General features: G+C 60.3%; 9 protein-coding genes, 5 tRNA genes, 1 pseudogene and 3 riboswitches. Of the genes and pseudogenes, 10 read left to right on the top strand and 5 right to left on the bottom strand.

Translation table 11 applies throughout. The features are described from left to right. Nucleotides 1-24 precede the first annotated feature (24 nt). The 3 genes from ACTG2B_RS16665 to ACTG2B_RS16655 are packed head-to-tail and all read right to left on the bottom strand — an operon-like array spanning nt 25 to nt 2,009. Nucleotides 25-1,239 (bottom strand): hypothetical protein, encoded by a 1,215-nt coding sequence (locus tag ACTG2B_RS16665; RefSeq protein ID WP_439996461.1) that lies wholly within the window; start codon nt 1,237-1,239, stop codon nt 25-27. Nucleotides 1,240-1,246: 7 nt separating this feature from the next. Then, nucleotides 1,247-1,456 (bottom strand): helix-turn-helix domain-containing protein, encoded by a 210-nt coding sequence (locus ACTG2B_RS16660; RefSeq protein WP_005335250.1) that lies wholly within the window; start codon nt 1,454-1,456, stop codon nt 1,247-1,249. Between the two features lie 7 nt (nt 1,457-1,463). Continuing rightward, entirely contained in the window at nt 1,464-2,009 is a 546-nt protein-coding gene (locus ACTG2B_RS16655) for a DUF2975 domain-containing protein (protein ID WP_236380222.1), read from the bottom strand. 215 nt (nt 2,010-2,224) lie between these two features. On the opposite strand from ACTG2B_RS16655, the pseudogene ACTG2B_RS16650 reads away from it, so the two are divergent. After that, nucleotides 2,225-5,679: pseudogene (locus ACTG2B_RS16650) on the top strand (hybrid sensor histidine kinase/response regulator). 234 nt (nt 5,680-5,913) lie between these two features. Next, a riboswitch (cyclic di-GMP riboswitch) is annotated at nt 5,914-6,001 on the top strand. A 102-nt stretch (nt 6,002-6,103) separates the two neighbouring features. Beyond that, on the top strand, nt 6,104-8,698 hold the full coding sequence (locus ACTG2B_RS16645) for a glycosyl hydrolase family 18 protein (RefSeq protein ID WP_439996460.1): 2,595 nt from the start codon (nt 6,104-6,106) through the stop codon (nt 8,696-8,698). A 130-nt stretch (nt 8,699-8,828) separates the two neighbouring features. Here the strand turns inward: ACTG2B_RS16645 and ACTG2B_RS16640 are convergent, their stop codons facing one another. After that, nucleotides 8,829-10,064, bottom strand: coding sequence for a sensor domain-containing diguanylate cyclase (locus ACTG2B_RS16640; RefSeq protein WP_439996459.1), 1,236 nt, complete (start codon nt 10,062-10,064; stop codon nt 8,829-8,831). Between the two features lie 315 nt (nt 10,065-10,379). Then, a riboswitch (cyclic di-GMP riboswitch) is annotated at nt 10,380-10,467 on the top strand. 104 nt (nt 10,468-10,571) lie between these two features. Here ACTG2B_RS16640 and ACTG2B_RS16635 point away from each other — a divergent pair. The 8 genes from ACTG2B_RS16635 (at nt 10,572) to ACTG2B_RS16600 (ending at nt 19,578) form a co-directional block, all read left to right on the top strand. Then, nucleotides 10,572-13,184 (top strand): glycosyl hydrolase family 18 protein, encoded by a 2,613-nt coding sequence (locus ACTG2B_RS16635; RefSeq protein WP_439996458.1) that lies wholly within the window; start codon nt 10,572-10,574, stop codon nt 13,182-13,184. A 73-nt stretch (nt 13,185-13,257) separates the two neighbouring features. Then, nucleotides 13,258-16,239 carry a M66 family metalloprotease gene (locus ACTG2B_RS16630; RefSeq protein WP_439996457.1) on the top strand — a complete coding sequence of 994 codons (2,982 nt, stop codon included), beginning with the start codon at nt 13,258-13,260 and terminating at the stop codon, nt 16,237-16,239. 79 nt (nt 16,240-16,318) lie between these two features. After that, nucleotides 16,319-18,235, top strand: coding sequence for a glycoside hydrolase family 19 protein (locus tag ACTG2B_RS16625; RefSeq protein WP_439996456.1), 1,917 nt, complete (start codon nt 16,319-16,321; stop codon nt 18,233-18,235). Nucleotides 18,236-19,023: 788 nt separating this feature from the next. After that, nucleotides 19,024-19,099: transfer RNA gene (locus ACTG2B_RS16620), tRNA-Ala, on the top strand. A gap of 28 nt (nt 19,100-19,127) precedes the next feature. Beyond that, nucleotides 19,128-19,203, top strand: a tRNA-Ala gene (locus ACTG2B_RS16615). A gap of 65 nt (nt 19,204-19,268) precedes the next feature. Continuing rightward, nucleotides 19,269-19,344, top strand: a tRNA-Ala gene (locus tag ACTG2B_RS16610). A 48-nt stretch (nt 19,345-19,392) separates the two neighbouring features. Beyond that, nucleotides 19,393-19,468: transfer RNA gene (locus ACTG2B_RS16605), tRNA-Ala, on the top strand. A gap of 34 nt (nt 19,469-19,502) precedes the next feature. Next, nucleotides 19,503-19,578: transfer RNA gene (locus ACTG2B_RS16600), tRNA-Ala, on the top strand. 171 nt (nt 19,579-19,749) lie between these two features. Here ACTG2B_RS16600 and ACTG2B_RS16595 read toward each other — a convergent pair. Next, nucleotides 19,750-21,933 (bottom strand): ExeM/NucH family extracellular endonuclease, encoded by a 2,184-nt coding sequence (locus ACTG2B_RS16595; protein WP_439996455.1) that lies wholly within the window; start codon nt 21,931-21,933, stop codon nt 19,750-19,752. 293 nt (nt 21,934-22,226) lie between these two features. Next, nucleotides 22,227-22,309: riboswitch (cyclic di-GMP riboswitch) on the top strand. Nucleotides 22,310-22,327: the final 18 nt, after the last annotated feature.

Raw genomic sequence — 22,327 nt, 5'->3', positions numbered from 1 at the left:
TTTTTCGTTGTCGCGGTTGCGCTGTTACTGCTGCTCGCCCAGATAGAGGCGGCTGAGGCGGCGCCAGGTATCCGAGCCGATGGTGCCGGCAAGCAGCTCATTGGATGCAGCATCAAAGCGGCCATCCGGCAGCCAGCCCAGTTGGGGCAGCAGTTGCGCCATCGTCACGTCATTGTGCTGCAGCTCCCGCTCCAGCGCTTCCCAGAAGGCGCTCCCCTTGACGTAAAAGAGCGGGTAGTAGGAGCGATCGCCCGCCAGCACCTCGCGAGCTGCCCGATAGAGGCCGCTATCGCTATTGGGCAGCTGTTTGCCCCGCTCGGCCAGCTCGTTGACCGCCGTGACCTGATGCAGCCGAAAGCGGCGCAGCGCCTTGATGGCGAGGTACTCGGCGAGGCTCTCGTTGACCCAGGTGGGTTGTGGCGCAGTATGGCGAGCGCTGAGGATATGCACCGCCTCGTGGGCCGAGGTGCGCAGCAGGCGCAAGGGGGCCTGTGGCGTCGGCTTGCCAGCCTCGGTGGGATAGTTGGCGACAAACACCTGATCCCCGGCTGCTCCGCCGAGGGAGCGGGTCGCCACATCCCGCCCCAGCCACACCAGTTGCCATGGATGAGTGGGCGGATCCACATCGAGCTGGAAGGCCAGATAGTCGATGATCTCATTCAGTTGCTGCTGCAAGGCCGGCAGATCGAGCTGGTTGGCGGTCTCGTCATGGCTCAGCACCAGCCGCGGATCTGGCTTGGTGACGGGCACAGTGTCCAGACCAAACGGCAGGATCAGCGGTGGCTGGTTGACATCCGGCAGCGGTTGGCAGCTGCCATCCGGCAGACAAACCTTTCCTTGGCGACTCCCCATCTGGCGCACAAAGTTACCCCACTCGGTCAATAGCCACTGATTGGGAGCAAACAGCAGCGACTGTTGGGCCGAGGCATCAGCACCCTCTGCCGGAGCCGGTGTGAGCGTGATCTGCCAGCCGATCTCCTTGCAGGAGAAGGGCTGGTTGAGGGCAACCGGCTGGTTGTTTGCAAGGCAGACCAGCGCGGGGGAAACCGGCGCGGCACTGCCCGGCAACTGGCGGGCGGGGAGCAGGGTAAAAGGGGGCTTGCCCTGCATGGTGAGGCGCACTTGCAGCACATTGGCGCTGGCGCCCTGTTCGATAAGGTAGCGGGGGCCGCTCGCGTCATTGCCAGCGCAGGCCCACAGCGGCAGCAGCCACAGAAACAGGGTGATATGACGACTCATAAGGGGGTTAGCGCTCCTGCTCGTAGCCCAGCAGATCGCCGGGCTGGCATTTGAGTTCACGGCAGATGGCCTCCAGAGTGGAGAAGCGCACAGCCTTGGCGTGGCCATTCTTGAGGATCGAGAGGTTGGCCTCGGTGATGTCGATGCGTTGGGCCAGCTCGCGGGCGGTCATTTTGCGCTCGGCCAGCAGGGCATCGAGGCGGATGATAATGGGCATAGGATCCTCACACCGTCAGTTGCTGTTCATCGGCCAGCAGTTTGGCCTCGCGCATGACCAGTGCCAGCGCCAGTACGATCAGTCCCGCCAGCAGTACTCGGAAATCGGAGGTACTCAGCGCTATGGTACCGAGTACTTCCGGGCCTCTCATGGTGAGCACCGTATCCAGCAAGGGGGTCAGGATCAACTCGACCAGGAAGGTTGTACAGAGCAACAGTCCGATCTGCCGATAGCGGCGGATCTGCTCGAAGGTGAAGAGCAGACCGGCGCGGTAGCCGCGAAACAGCTGACGCAGTTGCCAGAGCATCATCATAAAGACCAGATCCGGCAACAGCTGCACCAGGGTGCCGAGCAGCCGGGTGGAGAAGTGAAGGGGATAGTCGGCAGGATTGATGCCGGGACGGCTCAAGATGGTGTTGAGTTTATCCTGCAGAAAATCGGCGCCACCGAAGGGGGTCCACACCTCCAGCAAGGTGATCAAAGGGGTCGCTAGCAGAGCCAGCAGCAGCCATTCGATCAGCATGCTCGAGCGTTCGAGTTTGTTGGAGATCATCTCATTCCTCACTGTGATGGTTTTATCTGAAAGGTAAAGTTTATCGTTTATCAATATTCACATCGGCAATATTTATTGTTTTACGATATGCAGTCAAGATAAAACTTATTGAAAAACGATAATTTCAATCTGTCCGAAGGGGATGACTTTTGGCCGCAGCCTCTCTAGACTGGCGAGGTTGTATACAAAAACTCAACATGGACAAGGAGTTATCGATGCACCAGGGATGGCTGCTGATCGGATTGTCGCTCACCTATCTGGGGCTGCTGTTTCTGATCGCCTTCGTGGCAGACAAGCACAAACGGCACCGTCTCAAGGGGCAACCGCTGCTCTACAGCCTGTCGCTGGCGGTCTACTGCACCTCCTGGACCTTCTTCGGCACCGTGGGGCAGGCGAGTGAATCCCCCTGGTCGCCGGTGCCCATCTACCTTGGCCCCATGCTGGTCTTTCTGTTTGGCTGGCGGCTGCTGGCCCGCCTTATTCTGGTGGCCAAGCGCGAGCACATCACCTCCATCGCCGACTTTATCGCTGCCCGTTACGGCAAATCCCAGCGGCTTGCCATGGTGATCGCCCTCATCGCCATCATGGGGATCCTCCCCTATCTGGTGTTGCAGCTCAAAGCCATCGTCACGGGGCTGGATCTGCTGATGGTCAACAGCGGCGGCATCAGCCCGACCAGCAATACCAGCGAGCTGGCGCTCGGGGTCACCCTGCTGCTGGCGCTGTTCAGCATCCTGTTCGGTACTCGCCATCTCGATGCCACCGAGCACCACAGGGGGATGGTGGTGGCCATCGCTTTCGAGTCGGTGGTCAAATTGCTGGCCTTTATCGCGGTGGGGGGCTTCGCCCTCTGGCTGATCCTGAGCAAACCGGGCGAGGCTCACGAGCAGGTGACCCGCGACTTCTTTGCACAGGTGGTGGCGGTGAGCCCCGGCAATCTGCTGGAGCTTGCCATCTATACGGTGCTGGCGATGTGCGCCGTCATCTGCCTGCCGCGCCAGTTTCATGTGACTGTGGTGGAGAACAATCAGGGGCAGGACCTGCACTGGGCGCGCTGGATCTTCCCGCTCTACCTGTTCGTGATGGGGCTCTTTATCTGGCCGCTGGCGCTGGCGGGCAAGCAGTGGGTGGGTGCCGATATGGCCTCCGACACCTATGTGATCAGTTTGCCGATGGCCCTCGGGTTCGATGGCATGGCGATGCTGGCGTTTCTCGGCGGCACCTCGGCGGCTACCGGCATGGTAATCGTCTGCACCATCGCACTGGCGATCATGGTGAGCAATGATCTGGTGCTGCCGGTGCTGCTGCGCCGCTTCTGGCGGCAGGGGCGTGACGAGCGGCTGGTACGGCTGCTGTTGCAGGTGCGCCGTGGCGCCATCCTGCTGATCTTGCTGGCGGCCTGGGGGCTCTACCTTTGGCTCGGCGATCTCACCAGCTTGTCGCGCATCGGCTATCTCTCTTTTGGCGCGGTGGCCCAGTTTGCGCCGGCCCTGCTGCTCGGTCTCTACTGGCGTCACGGCAATCGCAAGGGGGTCTATCTTGGGTTGAGCCTCGGTGTTAGCCTCTGGTTCGTCACCCTGCTGGTGGAGAGCGGGCTGCTTGCCGGTTCACCGCTGGCCGAGCTGCTGGCGCCGCCGGACTGGCCTGCGTTTCGCGAGCTGAGTCTCGGAGCGTGGTGCATCTTCCTGAGCCTGCTCTTCAATCTGCTCGGCTATGTGGCAGGCTCGCTGCTCTCCCGTCCGGCGGTGAGCGAGCGGCTGCAGGCGGCCAACTTTGTCGGCAAGCCGAGCCGCGATACCGCTGCCCTCTATCAGGCGCGGGTCTCGGTCAAGGAGCTGGAGATGCTGGCGGCCCGCTTCGTCGGTTCAAGCCGGGTCAAACGCGCTTTTGGTCGCTTCGCCGGTGAGCGGGGCGGCACCCTGGCGCCCCAGATGCAGGCCTCGGCCGAGCTGATTGCCCACACCGAGCGGCTGCTGGCGGGGGTGTTTGGTACCTCGTCGGCGCGGTTGGTGCTCGCCTCGGCCCTGCAGGGGCGCAACATGCAGCTCGAGGAGATTGCCACCATAGTGGACGAGGCCTCCGACGTGTTTCGCTTCAACCGTGGCCTGCTGCAGGGGGCGATCGAGCATATCGGGCAGGGGATCTCGGTGGTGGACAGGGAGCTTCGTCTGGTGGCCTGGAACCGCCGCTACATCGAGCTGTTCCACTATCCGCCGGGGCTTATTCAGGCTGGGCGCCCCATTGAAGAGATCATCCGCTACAACGCCCAGCAGGGGCTCTGTGGCCCCGGTGATATCGAGGATCATGTGGCGCGGCGGGTCGCCTTTATGAAGCGCGGCAGCGCCCATATCTCGGCGCGGGAGCGCCCGGACGGGCGGGTGATCGAGATGCAGGGCAACCCCATGCCCGCCGGTGGTTTTGTCATGACCTTTACCGACATCACGCCGTTTCGCGATGCGGAGCGGGTGCTGCGCGAAGCGAACGAACATCTGGAGGCGCGGGTGGCCGAGCGTACCCGTGAGCTCTCCGAACTCAACCGCCAACTGCTGCTGGTGAACCAGCAGGTGGAGCGGGCCAATCAATCCAAGAGCCGTTTTCTGGCGGCGGTCAGCCACGATCTGACCCAGCCCCTCAATGCGGCCAAGCTGTTTACCTCCTCCCTGCTGGAGATGTTGCCTGATGCTGGCGAGCAGGCCCGCATTGCCCGCCATATCGATGATGCGCTGGGGGCGACCGAGGATCTCATCACCGATCTGCTCGATATCTCGCGGCTCGAAGCGGGCAAGTTCAAGGCCAAGAAGCTCGACTTTGCCCTGCGCGATCTGCTCGACAATCTCAAGGCGGAGTTTGGCGTGCTGGCCCAGGCGGGGGGATCCACTTCTCGGTGGTGGAGAGCAAGCATGCGGTACACAGCGATGTGCGGCTACTGCGCCGGGTGCTGCAGAACTTCCTCACTAATGCGTTTCGCTACAACCCGGGTGGCCGGGTGCTGCTTGGTTGCCGCCGGATGGGTGAGAAGATCCGCATCGAGGTATGGGACAACGGCCCCGGCATCCCGCAGGACAAGCAGGAGGCTATTTTTGACGAGTTCTCCCGCCTCGATCACTCCCGCACTGCCAGGGAGCAGGGGCTGGGTCTGGGGCTTGCCATTGCCCGTGGCATCTCGCAGGTGCTCGGTCATCAGCTCATATTGCAGAGCTGGCCGGGCAAGGGATCGGTCTTTGCGGTGACCCTCAATCTGGCGACCCGGCCGGTCACGGCCCATCAGCTGGCGGCGCCGGTGGCGCGTGACAGCCAGCTGGAAGGTGTAACCGTGCTCTGTATCGACAACGAGCGGGACATTCTGACCGCCATGAGCACCCTGCTCGGCCGTTGGGGCTGCGAGGTGCGCTGCGCCGTCGATCTGGCCGAAGCCGAGGCGCTGGTGGCTGACGGGTTTGTGCCGAGACTGGTGCTCTCCGACTACCACCTCGACGATGGCAAGACCGGGTTGGAGGCGCTCGCTGCCCTGCAACGGGTGTGTGGCGACGAGCTGGGAGGCATCATCATCAGCGCTGATCGCAAGAGCGAGTTGCAGGCGCAGATCCGCGAGCGGGGGTATGGCTACATCAGCAAACCGGTCAAACCGCTCAAACTGCGGGCCCTGATGAACAGCCTGCTGCTGCGCTAGCCGCATCCGGGGCGGCTAGCCGTGAACCGGCTCACAAAACCGTAGAATGATCCTGTGGCCCGTGGTCATGGATGAATGTCGAAAACAGAGATTTATTGGCGAAGATCTCTTCATCTCCCTGCGCAATCGCCGCCAGTTACAGTATTGGCTTGCCACTGTCGGTGAACGCCGACAGTGGCAGACCGGATTGGCTCACTCTATAGTCGGGATGCGATTTTTTGCATCGCAAATGAAGTAACCGAAGGGCAAACCGATCGCAAGATCGGGACGCAAAGCTTCCGGTCCAGGGATGAGCCGTACTTGAGATAGCGGGGCCACCACAGGTTGTTGTGCACCTTTGCCAAGAGGCCGCACTGCCGTCTGCGTTACCTGTCAGGGCGTAGCCCTTTTCGTTGCCAACATAACGAAATAGGGAAATATAAAAATGCTAAGTCCAAAGCCTACCATGCTGGCCCTTGCGGTCGGTCTGTGCTGCGCCTCGTCCGCTTATGCTGCGGCGCCCGGCAAGCCGACCATCGGATGGGGCCCCACCAAGTTTTCCATCGTTGAAGTCGATCAGGCGGCCACTGCCTACAACAATCTGGTCAAGGTAAAGGATGCCGCCGATGTGGAGGTGAACTGGAACCTCTGGAGCGGCGATCTGGGCCAGAGTGCCAAGGTACTGCTCAATGGTCAGGAGGTGTGGTCCGGCCCCTCGGCCGCGGCGGGCAGCGCCAAATTCAAGGTGAAGAAAGGGGGGCGCTACCAGATGCAGGTGGCGCTGTGCAACGCCGATGGCTGTACCCTCTCTGATGCCAAGGAGATCGTGGTCGCCGATACTGACGGCAGTCATCTGGCGCCACTCAAGGCGCCGCTGCAGGAGAACAACAAGCCCTACGCCAACAAGTCCGGCAAGGTGGTGGGGACTTACTATGTGGAGTGGGGGGTCTATGGCCGCAAGTTTACGGTCGACAAGATCCCGGCCCAGAACCTGACCCATATCCTCTATGGTTTCACCCCCATCTGCGGCGGGGATGGCCTCAACGACAGCCTCAAGGAGATCGAAGGGAGCTTCCAGGCGCTGCAGCGGGCGTGTGCCGGTCGCGCCGACTTCAAGGTGGCGATGCACGATCCCTGGGCCGCCATCCAGATGCCGCAAGGCAACCTCACTGCCCATGACGAGCCCTACAAGGGCAACTTTGGCGCCCTGATGGCGCTCAAGCAGGCCTATCCGAACCTCAAGATCCTCCCCTCGGTCGGCGGTTGGACCCTCTCAGACCCCTTCTACTTCCTCGGTGACAAAACCAAGCGTGACGTGTTTGTCGGCTCGGTGAAAGAGTTCCTGCAGACCTGGAAGTTCTTCGACGGTGTGGACATCGACTGGGAGTACCCGGGCGGACAGGGCGCCAACCCGAAACTGGGCAGCCCGAGCGATGGGGCCACCTATGTGGCCCTGATGAAGGAGCTGCGGGCCATGCTCGACGAGCTGGAGGCCGAGACCGGTCGCCAGTATGAGCTCACCTCGGCCATTGGCGCGGGGGGCGACAAGATCCAGGATGTGGACTACAAGGCGGCCCAGCCCTACATGGACCACATCTTCATGATGACCTACGACTACAACGGTGCCTGGAGCAACACCGAGCTGGGCCACCAGACCAACCTCTATGCGGCGAGCTGGGATCCCGATACCAAGTACACCACCGACAAGGCGGTGAATCAGCTGCTGGCGCAGGGGGTTGAACCGGGCAAGCTGGTGGTCGGGGCCGCCATGTATGGTCGTGGCTGGACCGGGGTGAGCGGTTATCAGAGCAACAACCCCTTCACCGGCAAGGCGACCGGCAAGGTGAAAGGCACCTGGGAGGACGGGGTGGTGGATTACCGCGACATCGTCAACAACCGGATGGGGGCTGGCTGGGAGAAGGGCTATGACGAGGTGGCCGAGGCGCCCTATCTGTTCAAGGCGGCGACCGGCGACCTCATCACCTATGACAACGAGCGCTCGGTCAAGGCCAAGGGGCAGTATGTGCTGGCCAACAAGCTCGGTGGCCTCTTCTCATGGGAGATCGATGCCGACAACGGCGACATCCTCAATGCCATGCATGAAGGGCTGGGCCACGGCGAGGGGACAACTCCACCAGCCAACAAGCCGCCGCTGGCCAACGCGGGCAGTGACCTCAAGGCGACCGGCCCGACCGAGGTGACGCTGGATGGTTCGGCCTCCCACGATCCGGAAAACAGCGCGCTCAGTTATAGCTGGAAGCAGATCTCCGGCCCGCAGGCTGCCCTGCTTGATACCACTCAGGCCAAGGCCCGTGTTGTACTCGATGCGGTGACTGCCGACATCAATCTGGTGTTCGAGCTGACGGTGACCGATGACCAGCTGTTGAGTGCCAAGGATCAGGTGGTGGTGACCAACAAGGCGCCGCAGGCCAATCTGGCGCCGGTGGTGAGTGTACCTGCCACGGCCTCTGTGGAGGCGGGCAAGCAGGTGACCATCAAGGCCACCGCCTCTGATCCGAACGGTGATCCGTTGACCTATCAGTGGAGTGTGCCGGCAGGCATCACCGCAACGGGTCAGAACAGCGCCACTCTGGTGGTCACCGGCCCGAGCGTCACCATCGACACCGGCTATGACCTGAGCGTCACTGTCTCCGACGGCGGGCTGGATGCCAGTGCGGCAACCCGTCTGACGGTCAAACCGGCCAGCAGCGGCGGTGGTTGCACGGCGACCGATCCGGATGCGGCCAACTGGCCAGTCTGGAAAGCGGCCAGCACCTATAACAGCGGCGACAAGGTGAGCCATAACCAGCTGGTGTGGCAGGCCAAGTACTGGACCCAGGGCAACGAGCCGAGCCGCACTGCGGATCAGTGGTTGCTGGTGAGCAAGGTGCAACTGGGTTGGGATGCCAATGTGGCCTACAACGGTGGCGAGCTCACCACCCATAACGGCCGTCAGTGGAAGGCGCAGTACTGGACCAAGGGCAATGAGCCCGGCAAACACGACGTCTGGCAGGATGTGGGGGCCGCCAGCTGTAAATAAGCATTGAATGGTGGCGGGGCATGCCAGTCATGCCCCGTTTTTTCTCCCCGCTTCGCCATATTCTGGCGGGCCTGCCAATCGGTTTCCCCACCCAGCTTCTCTTTTGTGCCTGCAAAGCAGCCCTTCCGGGCTAGTGATTAATGCTCTCCCCGATAGCTGGCATCTGTGCCGCACGTTGCTCTTTGTGGTGCCGCTTGTGTTGGTACATGTCGGTATCGGCCCTGGCAAACGCGGCGGCAAAGTCGCCGCGATAGGGGGCCATCCCCATGCTGCACGAGATAGTCGGAGAGGCGCTGGCCAGCATGGTCGTCAGCCTGGCCATCGTCTGTTGCAGCTCGGTCGGTGTCAGGGTGGTGAGCAGCACAAACTCATCCCCGCCGAAGCGGGCGGCAATCACTCCCTGACCGAAGTGCTGGCGTATGCCATCTGCGATAAGGCGCAGGGCCTGATCACCGGCCAAATGGCCACTGCTGTCATTGAGCTGTTTGAGATTATCCATGTCGATCAGCAGCAGGGTGCCTTCCGGCTGCCCCTGCAGAGCGAGTTCGAATTGCTGGCGATTGGCGAGCCCGGTCAGCTGGTCGGTATTGGCCAGCTGATAGATGCGGCGGGACTGCTGATAGATGGTGATGGCGTGGCGAATATCCCGCGCCAAGATCGCCATCAGGTGGCTGTCGTAGCGGGTAAAGGCATTACGTTTGCTGCTGTCCATATTGATCATGCCGTAGAGCTGACCATCGATATGGATCGGGGTCGCCAGCGTGGCCTGGATGGGCAGGTCGGTGCAGTTGACCAGCAGTTCTCTGTCCTGTTCGGACAGGGGCATGGTGGCATTTATCTTCGACAGGTCGTTGATCAGCAGTGTTTTGTTGCAGCGCCCCTGAGTCAGCTTGTACTGAAAGGTGTGCTCCAGCGGCAGATTGATCCGCCGCAGTTTCACCAGATCCATGCCGATGGCCGCTTCATACCTCAACATGACTGTGCCCGGCAGCAGCTTGATCAGGCAGCCCATCTCGGCCCCCGGGATCAACATCACGGCTCGTCTGAGCAGATCCTCCAGAAAGGCCTCTTCGGTCTGGTATTGCGCCGAGTTGCGGGCCAGCTCGGCGGTGGTTTCGTTGATCTTGAGCGCCTCACTCAGATGCTGCCACTGGCGGTGCAGATGGTAGCGGTAGTGGCGATAGAGCCAGAAGGTGCAGATAAGGTAGCTCTGGACTAGCAAGGTGCTGGCAAGCGGCGCCCTTTGCCAGCCATTGAGGCTGTTGATAAGCCAGATCATCCCGGCCAGTGGCAAGGCATAAATCGTCAAACGAACAAATTTGTCGTATCTGGATAACCGGGTGCGTGAGGGCAATTCGCTGGGCATGAAGACACCTGCTGGCCATGCAAAGCGGCGATTATAAATTCATTAGTTGCGATACAGATGGGTCTTTTGTCGCATATTGTTCTTACTCATTGATTTTTCTCAATTTGGTGTGATGCAGATCAAAAAAATGGTGTGAGGTATCTGGTTGGAGGTGATGAGATTATGTCTGCATATCCGGCTGTTTTTTAAACATTAATTTCTTGAAAGTGGGTAATTGTCGGGGTTGGTAACTGGTGGGCTGGCAATGGTCCGATTTGCTTACTTATCAGAATTACCCTACAGTCAATCGGCGATTATTTATCGCCAGAAATAACGTTGTGACAAGGGCAAACCGATTGAAAAGTCGGGACGCAAAGCTTCCGGTCTAAGGGTCAAGACGACCTAGGATAGCGGGGCCACCACAGTAGAATGCAGGCTGCCTTTGCCAAGGGGTGGCCGTTTTTGTGTCACCTGTCGTGTTGCGTTGCCCTTTCGTTTTTCCCATAACGAAACGAAAAGGAAAGCAATATGCTAAGTCCAAAACCTGCACTGCTGGCCATGATGGTCGGCACCCTGCTCGCCTCCTCCGCCGCTTATGCGGCAGCTCCCGGCAAACCCGCTATCGGTTGGGGTCCCACCAAGTTTGCCATCGTCGAAGTCAGCCAGTCCGCGACTGCTTATAACGAGCTGGTCAAGGTGAAGAATGGCGCCGATGTGACCGTCACCTGGAATCTCTGGAACGGCGATATTGGCCAGAGTGCCAAGGTGCTGCTGGATGGCAAGGAGGTGTGGTCCGGTCCCTCTTCCGCCGCGGGTACCGCCACCTTCAAGGTGCACAAGGGGGGCCGCTATCAGATGCAGGTCGCGCTGTGCAACGGCGATGGCTGTACCCTGTCTGATGCCAAGGAGATCGTGGTCGCCGATACCGATGGCAGCCACCTTGCGCCGCTCAAGCCTGCCCTGCAGGAGAATAACAAACCCTATGTCAACAAGTCCGGCAAGGTGGTCGGTACCTACTATGTGGAGTGGGGGGTCTATGATCGCAACTTCACCGTGGACAAGCTGCCGGCCCAGAACCTGACCCATATCCTCTATGGCTTCACCCCGATCTGTGGCGGTGATGGCCTCAACGACAGCCTCAAAGAGATTGCCGGCAGCTTCCAGGCGCTGCAACGTGCCTGCGCCGGGCGCAAGGATTTCCAGGTCGCCATTCACGATCCTTGGGCCGCGCTGCAAAAAGGGCAGGGGTCACTGGTTGCCTGGGATGAGCCCTACAAGGGCAACTTCGGTAACCTGATGGCCCTCAAGCAGGCCTATCCGGACCTGAAGATCCTCCCCTCCGTCGGTGGTTGGACCCTCTCCGACCCCTTCTTCTTCATGCATGACAAGGCCAAGCGTGACGTGTTCGTCGCCTCGGTCAAAGAGTTCCTGCAGACCTGGAAGTTCTTCGACGGTGTCGACATCGACTATGAGTTCCCGGGCGGCGACGGTGCCAACCCCAATCTGGGGGACAAGACCAAAGATGGGGAAACCTATGTGCTGATCATGAAGGATCTGCGCGCCATGCTCGACGAGCTGGAGGCCGAGACCGGTCGCACCTATCAGCTCACCTCCGCCATCGGTGCCGGTTACGACAAGATTGAGGATGTGGATTACAAGGCTGCCCAGCAGTACATGGACCACCTCTTCGTGATGAGTTACGACTACAACGGTGCCTGGAGCAATATCTCCCTGGGTCATCAGGCCAACCTCTATCAGGCTACCAACGGCTCGGCCAACAAGCGCTACAACACTGATGCAGCGGTACAGCAACTGCTGGCGCAAGGGGTCGACTCCGAGAAGCTGGTGATAGGTGCCGCCGCCTACGGTCGCGGCTGGAAAGGGGTGAGCGGATATCAGGGCAACGATCCCTTCACCGGCACCGCCACCGGCAAGATCAAGGGCACCTGGGAAGATGGCGTGCTGGATTATCGCCACATCGTCAACAGCCATATGGGCGCAGGCTGGGAGTACAACTACGACGAGACTGCCGAAGCTGCCACCCTGTTCAAGCCCTCCACCGGCGAGCTGATCACCTATGACGACGAGCGCTCGGTCAAGGCGAAAGGCCAATACGTGCTGGCCAACAAGCTGGGCGGGCTCTTCTCCTGGGAGATCGATGCCGACAACGGTGACATCCTCAACGCCATGCATGAAGGTCTTGGTCACGGTGAAGGGGTTACCCCACCAGCCAACAAGCCGCCGGTCGCCAATGCGGGCAGCGATCTGAGTGTCACCGGCCCGACCGAGGTGACGCTGAACGGCTCCGCGTCCCACGACCCGGAAAATGGCGCCCTCACCTATAGCTGGAAGCAGGTCTCCGGCCCGCAGGCCGCTCTGCTTGATACCACTCAGGCCAAGGCCCGGGTTGTACTCGATGCGGTGTCCGCCGACATCAATCTGGTATTCGAGCTGACGGTGACCGATGACCATCAACTGACCGCCAGGGATCAGGTGGTGGTGACCAACAAGGCGCCGCAGCCCAACCTGCCTCCGGTGGTCACTCTGCCCGCCAGCGTCAAGGTAGAAGAGGGCAAGCAGGTGAGCATCACCGCCAAGGCATCCGACCCCAACGACGACGAGCTTATCTATCAATGGCAAGTGCCTGCCGGTATCACGGCGACCGGCCAGAACAGCGCCACCCTGGTGGTCACCGGCCCGGCGGTCGATGTCGAGACCGGTTATGACCTCTCTGTAACCGTCTCCGATGGTGCGCTCGACGCCAACGCGGCCACCCGCCTCACCGTTACCCCGATCAACGAAGGCGGTGAGGGTGGCTCTTGCAACACCACCGACCCGGAAGCGGCTAACGTCCCCGCATGGCAGGCCAGCAAGGTCTACAACGGCGGTGACAAGGTGAGCCACAACCAGCTGGTATGGCAGGCCAAGTACTGGACTCAGGGTAATGAGCCGAGCCGCGCCGCCGATCAGTGGGCGCTGGTGAGTCAGGTTGATCTGGGTTGGAACGCAGCCGTTGCCTACAACGGCGGGAATCTCACCAACCACAACGGCCGTCAGTGGAAGGCCAAGTGGTGGACTCAAGGCAATGAGCCGGGCAAGCACGATGTCTGGCTGGATATCGGGGCAGCAAGCTGTAACTGAGGCCTCCTCACCGATGACGGGGCATGGCGACATGCCCCTCATTCCCGGTAGCAATATGAACGAGAACCCGACAATGACCACAAATGTGACCCGAATCGCTGCCCTCATCATGGCAACCCTGGCGGCTGGCCCCCTGTCTGCCGCCACCTCGTCCCTTATATTCAATGACACGACACCGCAAAGCGATCTGGCGGGTAGCCTGGCTGCCAGCGTGCAGTTTGCCCAGAGCCAGATCCTGCCTTCCCATCCCAAAGAGGGGGATCGCCAACCCATCCTGACCAGCCTGCGTAAGAGCCTGCTGCTGGTGCAACCGCTCCAGGCCGACGGGGTGACCCCCATGACGGTGGAGGCCCGTGATGGCAGCGGCAAGCTACTTGGCACCCTGACCTTGTCACCGCCATCGGCGCTGCCCGAGACGGTCTACCACCTCGCGGGGGTTCCCGAAGGCGGAGTGAGCTTCGTCCCGGAGAGCGGCAGCACTGCCGTCATCAGCAGCAGTGCTGATTTGGCCAAACTGAGCGACAAGAGCGGCTCCTTCCTCAAGGACCGGCTGACCGGGCGTGCGCTGGTGGAGATCCAGACCGCCGACGGCCGCTGGGTTCGGGATATCTACCTGCCCGTGAGTCCGGAGCTGGAGGGCAAGATGGTGCGGATCCGCTCCAGCGCCGGTTATAACTCGACGGCCTTTTATGGTGAGCGACAGGTGACCGTCTCCCGTGGCCAGACCCTGCAGTTCAAGTTTGCCAATGGGCAGTGGTTCCGCGAGGGGGAGCTGGAGAACAACCGCATCACCTATGCAGCGGATACCTGGAGCGGCGAGCTGCCTGCCGAGTGGATCCTGCCCGGACTGAACCTCTCCGTTCGACAGGGCAATCTCAGTGGTGAACTGCGTGATATCAAGGTCGGCGCCCCCGGCGAGCTGCTGCTGCACACCATCGACATCGGCATGCTCACCACGCCACGGGATCGCTTTGCCTTTGCCAATGACAAGGAGGCCCATCGCGAATACTTCCAGACCATTCCGGCCAGCCGGTTGATCGTCAGTCAGTATGCACCGCTCTCCCTGCCTGAGGTGATGCTGCCCAATGGCACATTGCTGACCGACTTTGACCCAAGCGAAGGGGGCTGGCATGGCGGCACCATGCGCCAGCGCATCGGCAAGGAGCTTATCTCCCACGGCATCGACAATGCCAACTACGGCATCAACAGCAGCGCCGGTGAAGGGGAGGGAAGCCATCCCTTTGTGGTGGCTCAGCTGACGGCGCACAACAGCCGCGGCAAATATGCCAATGGGGTTCAGGTGCACGGTGGCTCCGGTGGCGGTGGTATCGTCACGCTGGATGATTCGCTGGGCAACGAGTTCAGCCATGAAGTGGGCCATAACTTTGGCCTTGGCCACTATGTGGATGGCTTCCGTGGCTCGGTTCACCGCAGTGCCGATCAGCTCAACTCCAGCTGGGGCTGGGACAGTGACAAACACCGTTTCATCCCCAACTTCTCGCCGACCCGCACCAATGAGGATGCCTGTCTGGATGGCCAGTGCCAGCCACCGTTCGATGGCCGCAAGTTTGGCTACGATGCGATGGCGGGCGGCAGCCCTCTCTCCGGCGCCAACCGATTCACCCTCTACACTCCCAACTCGGCTGCCATCATTCAGCGTTTCTTCGAGAGCAAAGCGGTGTTCGATGCCAACTCGGCCACCGGCTTTAGCAAGTGGAACAGTGCGACGGCCAGGATGGAGCCCTATCAGCACACAATCGAGGGGATCGAGAAGGTCGATGCTCCCATGGATGCCCTGAGCGAGGCCGGGCTGAGTGCCCTGCTGGCGGATTACGGCTTGGTCAGGATCGCCATGTGGGACGGTCGCTGGACCCGCGATATCCGGGTGCCGGTTGCCTCTGCGGACAACCGGGGACGCAGTCTGACCATCGATCACGGGGCCGGTTACAACAGTCGCCTCTTTATCAACGGCAAGGAAATTGTGGTGAACCGGGGCTTCAAGAAGAGCTTCACCTCGGATGGCCAGAGCTGGGTGGAGGTCTCCCCCATCAATACCAAGGTTGCGCGCAAGCCCGAGCAGTTCGGCGTGCCGGTGACCACCCTGGTGGGCTATTACGACCCGCAGGGGAGTCTGCCCAGTTACATCTATCCGGCGCTGCATGGCGCCTACGGCTTCACCTATCCGGATGACAGCAACACCCTGTCCGGCAGTGACTGCCAGTTGCAGGTGGAGACCCGCGATGGTCTGCAGCGCTTCAGGCTGGCCAATCACCGGGCGGCCAGCAGCGTCATGAACAAGTTCCACATCAACCTGCCCACCGCCAGCGAGCTCGGCCGCGCCACCATCCTGTGCCGTGGCCAGACACTGGTACAGCAGAGCTTGCTGCCACCGCAGCAGTCACTCTCCTTTACCGTCAACGGGCGGCCGCTGGAGCAGGGCGTGGTTGAGAACCAGCCTCCGGTAGTGACCGCACCGGCGCAGCTCGACGGCATCGGCGGTGAGTGGCTGACCGTCACCGCCGAGGCGAGGGATCCCGAGGGCGATGCGCTCAGCTACCGCTGGCACTTCCCGGCGGGCTGGCAGGCGGAAGGCGAGGCCAGTGCCAACCTGCGTCTGCTGCCGCCGGCAGTCACCACCAGCGAGCAGCATGAGCTGAGTGTGAGCGTCTCGGACGGGGTCCATCAGAGCGAAGGGCGCGTCGTGCTGACGCTGGCGCCCGTGGTCGACGGCTCTTGCAACACCACAGATCCGGAAGCGGCGAATGTTCCCGCATGGCAGGCCAGCAAGGTCTACAACGGCGGCGACAAGGTGAGCCACAACCAGCTGCTATGGCGTGCCAAATACTGGACTCAGGGCAATGAACCGAGCCGCGCCGCCGATCAGTGGGCGCTGGCGAGTCAGGTTGAGCTGGGCTGGAGCGCAGCCGTTGCCTACAGCGGCGGGGAGCTGACCAACCACAATGGCCGTCAGTGGAAGGCCAAGTGGTGGACTCAAGGCAACGAGCCGGGCAAGCACGATGTCTGGCAGGATGTCGGGGCGGCAAGCTGCCCCTAGGTTGAGTCCATGATGAAGATGGCGGAGCCTGTTCAGGCGGGTTCTGCCTTTTGCCACAAAACCATAGAGAGCAACAATAATGAAAAAAAACCGCATCACCCTTCTGCTTGCCGGCATGATGCTGAGCGGCCACCTGTGGGCGGCCGAGGCATACGACATCAACAAATCCTATCCGGGCGGCAGCCAAGTCAATTACAACGGCCAGGTTTTCGAGGCCAAGTGGTGGGTCAACCCGGGTCAGACTCCCGGCATGGCGGCCGCCAATGAGTGGGATACCCCGTGGAAGCTTGTCGGCGAAGGGGAAGTGACCCCGCCGGATACCGGTGGCGATGACAAGCCCAATCCGCCGACGCCAACTCCGCCGGATGGCAGCACTACCCCCGTCTATATGAGCCAGGCCGAGTTGGATGCCAAAGAGAAGGCGCTGACCGACTTCCCGGCGATGGAAGCGGTCAAGGCCTCCATCGCTACCCGTGACAATCTGGTCGTAGAAGCTGTGCTGCCGGGTCGTGTCGACAACCCGGGCAACGTCAAGCGGGTCGAAAGCCTGCTGAGCGAGAGCCAGTTCAACTACCTGTTCCCGCTGCGCGCCCCCGAGTACACCTATCGTGGCCTGTTGCAGGCGGCGGCCAAGTTCCCGGCCCTGTGCAGCGACTACAGCGACGGCCGCGATGCTGACGCCATCTGCCGCAAGACGCTGGCGACCATGTTCGCTCACTTCGCTCAAGAGACCGGCGGCCATGAAAACTGGCGCCCGGAAGCCGAGTGGCGTCAGGCACTGGTCTACGTGCGCGAGATGGGATGGAATGAGACCATGCGCGGCGGTTACAACGCCGAGTGTCGTCCCGATGTGTGGCAGGGTCAGCAGTGGCCGTGCGGTACGTTCGACAATGGCGAGTTCAAGAGCTACTTTGGCCGCGGCGCCAAGCAGCTCTCCTACAACTACAACTACGGCCCCTTCTCCGAGGCGATGTTCGGCACGGTACGCACCCTGCTCGACCGCCCCGATCTGGTGGCCGACACCTGGCTGAACCTGGCCAGTGCGGTGTTCTTCTATACCTATCCGCAGCCGCCCAAGCCCTCCATGCTCCATGTCATCGATGGTACCTGGCAGCCGAATGACCATGACAAACAGAACGGTCTGGTGCCGGGCTTCGGAGTCACCACCCAGATCATCAATGGCGGGGTGGAGTGCGGTGGCCCGGTCGAGCACGCCCAGTCCCAGAACCGCATCAACTACTACCGCGAGTTTGCCAACTACCTCGGGGTGGCGGTGCCATCCGACGAGGTACTGGGTTGCAAGAACATGAAGGTGTTTGACGACAAGGGCGCCGGTGCCCTGCCCATCTACTGGGAGCAGGACTGGAGCTATGTGGCAGAAAACCCCAACGGCGGCAAGAGTTACGCGTGCAAGCTGGTGGGTTACCAGACCCGTTTCAGCGCCTTCAAGGAGGGGGATTACAGCCGCTGTGTTCAGCACTTCTATCCGGAGGTGGTGATCGAGGATAACGGCGGTGGCACCAACCTGCCGCCGGTGGCCAATATCACCGGCCCGGCGCAGGCCGAAGGTGGCAGCAAGGTAACCCTCTCCGGTCAGCACTCCAGCGATCCGGAAGGCAAGCCGCTCTCCTATGCCTGGACTATCCCGGCTGGAGCCTCTGCCCCGGCACTGGATCAGGTCACTCTGGAGTTGACCCTGCCCAAGCCGGCGACCGATACCAAGCTGGAGATCAAACTGACGGTCACAGATGAAGGTAATCTGAGCCGCAGCACCACCCATAGCCTGCTGGTGAAAGGAGAGGAGGGGGGCGTAACGCCGCCTGACTATCCGGCCTATAAAGAGGGGACTCCCTACAAGGCAGGCGAGCGGGTCAGCAACGGCGGTGCCAGCTACGAGTGCAAACCGCACCCCTACACCGGCTGGTGCGCCGGTGCCGCCTGGGCTTATGAGCCGGGCAAGGGCACGGCCTGGGCCGATGCCTGGATCAAGCTCTGAGCCATTTCAGGGTTACAAGGCTTGCCGATTAGCCAGCGCACTATCCAGTGCAATGACAATCCGGAGCAATAAAAGATGGGGCCTGCGGGCCCCATTCTTGTTTGGTGGAGTTCAGGTTTGGCCGTGGAACATCTGGCCCGGACAGGACAGCGCCTCGAAAGGGCTGTGTGATGATGTGTGTTGTTGTTTTATTACATTTTTCGTGAAAGGCTTTCAGCAATTACTTGCCGTAGCGGAAGTAGTATTCACGGGTGGAGGGAGCATAGGCATCTTTCTCTACAACGCCGTTCTTGGTGGTTGCACCGCGCAGGTGGAACAGGACTGCCAGATTCTCAAACATGGTTTACCTCATCGCTCTGTCATTTATGGTTATGGTGTGTGACCTGGGTCACGGTTTGATCCTATGGTCATTTGTGAGCCAGTTCAACTTTCTGTGTTGTAAATTTACAAAAATCATGGAAAGGGTTTTCAAATGCAATGCCCTTTATGGAAAGGCTTTCCCGAGGTGACGGGGGAGAAGCTGATGATCAGCCAGCAAAAGAGGCCTGAGAGCGGGGGCGTTGCACGGGGAAAGAGGCTTGCTGCACGGCCTCTCCTGTATAGCTGCTTGAGCCGATTTGTGACATAAAACAGAGAGATAGCACGCGCCTTGCTGGTAAAAACAGCGAACTGCTGCAATTTTGACTAAACGAATCAGTCGCGGTTATTTTAGGGTTGACAGCAAAGCGGGTGATGCCTATCATGCGCCTCCGTTGCCGGAGATAACTTCGTCGGCGCCGAGGTGAGTTGGGGTTATAGCTCAGCTGGGAGAGCGCTTGCATGGCATGCAAGAGGTCCGCGGTTCGATCCCGCGTAGCTCCACCAAATTCTCCTCGAACAATCTGGAATCAAAGGGGTTATAGCTCAGCTGGGAGAGCGCTTGCATGGCATGCAAGAGGTCCGCGGTTCGATCCCGCGTAGCTCCACCAGATTCCTGATTGTTGTATTGAATACCCAGGGCAGTGTGGTGTGTATCACCCAAGCCGACCTTTGTGGGGTTATAGCTCAGCTGGGAGAGCGCTTGCATGGCATGCAAGAGGTCCGCGGTTCGATCCCGCGTAGCTCCACCATTATTTAGGATGAATGGCAGCCAGAACCATTCATTAAGTACCGAATTTGGGGTTATAGCTCAGCTGGGAGAGCGCTTGCATGGCATGCAAGAGGTCCGCGGTTCGATCCCGCGTAGCTCCACCAAATTCAGAGTGACTGCTGGTCATTCACACAAATCGGGGTTATAGCTCAGCTGGGAGAGCGCTTGCATGGCATGCAAGAGGTCCGCGGTTCGATCCCGCGTAGCTCCACCAAATTCTTGTTACAAGAAGCAAAAAGGCCACCGCATCGCGGTGGCCTTTTTATTTTCTCCATCATTTATTTTCTCCATACGTCCGCGCCTTTCATTTGTAAATCCAATGACCTGAATGAAAAAGCCCGCGAGAGTCGCGGGCTTTGCTTGCACTATTCAGATACGCCAGTGGTTAACGGCGACGTCGCCAGGCCAGTGGCAACAGGGCCAGCAGGCCGAGTCCCAGTGCACCACCGCCTGAGGAGGTGTCCGGTTTGGTGGCATCGCTCTCCAGTCTCAGGTCGACGATGATGGGATCATGGTCGGAGGCACTGAAGGGGTTGTCAGACTTGAGCAGGGAGCCGGTGTACTTGCTGCCGTATTCGAACAGGGAGCTTTCGAAGGAGTTGATGTGCCAGTCGGCGACACCTGCCACCTTGCTGGCCAGCGCCGGGTTGGCGAGGGCATAGTCCAGAGTGCCCAGCTCCCCGTCGTAGCTGTAGGAGATGGCTTTCTCCTTGTTGAATTTGACGTTGAGATCGATCAGGCCGTAGCTGCGAGTCACTTCGCGACCGAGCTGTTCATAGGACTGCTCACCGATAAAGGTGTGAGAGGCCGATACGATCTTCCGCTCGCTGGTGGCCGGGTTGTAGTCGGTCAGCACCCGGATCGGATCTTCCTTGGCGTAGGAGTTGAAGTCGCCCACCAGCAGCACTTGGCCCGGCAGTTTGCTGACCGCCTCACCCAGCACCTTGGCGGCAGAGACCCGGAACTCGGTGCACTTGCCCTGCAGGTCGGCCGGTTCTGTCTTGCCATCGCCATTTTCGTAGCAGCCTGACCCCTTGGATTTGAGGTGGTTGACCACCAGCGTCAGCGGCTCCTTGCTCTTGGCGAGGGTGAAGGTCTGAACTAGCGAATCGCGCTGACCGGCTGTCTTGGCCACACCACCAGTGGTGTAGCGCTGCTCCGGCAGCTTGATGACGCTGGCATCTCCGCTGGGGGTGAGCAGGGCAGGACGGTAGAGCATCGCCACCATGATGGCGTCGCCGCCGAAGAACTTGCCATCGGTAAGGGCAGTGACCGGCAGGCGGACATAGGCGTAGTGTTTGCTCGCATCCTTCTGCTGTTCGTTGAGGCGGGTCACCAGATTGTGGAGGGCCGAGTTATCCTCGAAGCCGTTGTTCTCCATCTCCATCAGGCCGAGCAGATCGGCATCCATTGCGGTAATGGCATTGACGATCTTGGTGCGCTGTTTCTCGAACTCGGGCTGGCTCTTGGCACCCCGGTTGCAACCTTTGGCGTTGTCGGCATCCGCCTGATCCTTGCACAGGATATTGAGTGCGCCGCCAATGCTGGAGTGGCTGGTGAAGTAGTTGAGCACGTTGAAGCTGCCGATCCGCAGATCGCTACCAGCGAGGCGAGCCGGCGCGTCTTGACGATCCTCTTCAGGGCTGCGCAGCAGAGCACCGGCAGTCAGGGTGATATCGCTCGGTACCACCAGACGGAAGGCATCTTTGTTATAGACGATCACCCCCTCCAGCCCGGTCAGTTGATCACCGATGCGCAGATATCCCTGATCGGCATCCCAGCTCGGGAACCAGGGCAGTACGCCATCCGGTGCTTTGTAATCAGACTCGACTACCAGACGGTTACTGCCATTTTTGGTGGCCAGTGCGACAGCGTCCGCACTGTTGGCAACATGAAGTTGGGTCGGTTTGATCAGCGGGGTTTTGTGGGCCAACTCTACGTTGTTGCGAGAGACCTTGTAGTCGAAGCCGTAGTTGCGGGTCAGGTGCAGGTCACTGCTGCTGTCGAGACGTACCCGCATCCCTTCGTGGCGATTGAGTGCCTGCGCCAGCGTCTCCCCTTCATTGACCTGCAGTACGCTGGTCGGCACATTCAGCCCTTGTGCGGTGACTTGCAGGCGGGCTTTGCTGGATTCGAAGGTGGGCTTGAGCTGGGTGCCGCCGTAATACTCCTCGACCTTGGCTTCGAGGCAGAGTTCAGACCCCGGTTTGATGTCTTTATATTTGGTCGCGAAGTCCTTGTCGTTCAGATAGACAAAGATGCCATCAGAGGTGGCCGGATTGCCATCGCCCACCGGGTCGGTCAGATAGAACCCCTTGGTCAGGCTTTGGCCCAGCGTCGTCACGATACCGCGAACGTTGAAGGTGCCCGGGCTGATTTTGCCGGTCACGTTACCGTTCTTGTCGGTCACGGTCTGGGTAGCCAGCGCGCTGGCGGAGCCTGTGCCCTGAATGGTCGGGATGGGGGTGAGTTGAGCCGGATCGGACGGGCAGACAAATGCCGCATGGGCGCCTGAGGATGCAAGTGCCAGCCCCACGGCCAGCGACAGCAGGGTACGAGTACCTTTCATAGGTGTTCCTTTTTTATTTTTGCCAGTGATTCCATAGCCTTGGCTCGTTGACCAAGGGCGCGCATTGTCACATTTCTGGCATGTCATACCAGTGAGCCAACGCACATTAAATGAATCTGGGAAGGTGCGGGAAAGCGTTTTTATGATCCCAGTAACGATATGATTTTTTTGATAATTAAATCAATTTTAACCCTGTAATCATGACGCTTTCGTGGCAGGGGATAATTCTCTTTGAGAATAAAGATTGAGGGGATCTTGTCGCCTTCCTATACTGGGTTCGTTCCTCACGGAACCCAGGTAAAGGGCAAACCGGCAGTGATGTCGGGGCGCAATGCTTCCGGTCTCGATCGTGGATCCAGATAGCGGGGTTTCCCTGGGTGAGGGGTGGTTTTTG

Origin of the sequence: Aeromonas sp. 30P, from assembly GCF_051919805.1 — a bacterium.
Classification (GTDB): domain Bacteria; phylum Pseudomonadota; class Gammaproteobacteria; order Enterobacterales; family Aeromonadaceae; genus Aeromonas; species Aeromonas veronii.
The sequence above is the reverse complement of the archived record's forward strand: the minus strand, read 5'-3'. Positions and strand labels throughout refer to the sequence as shown.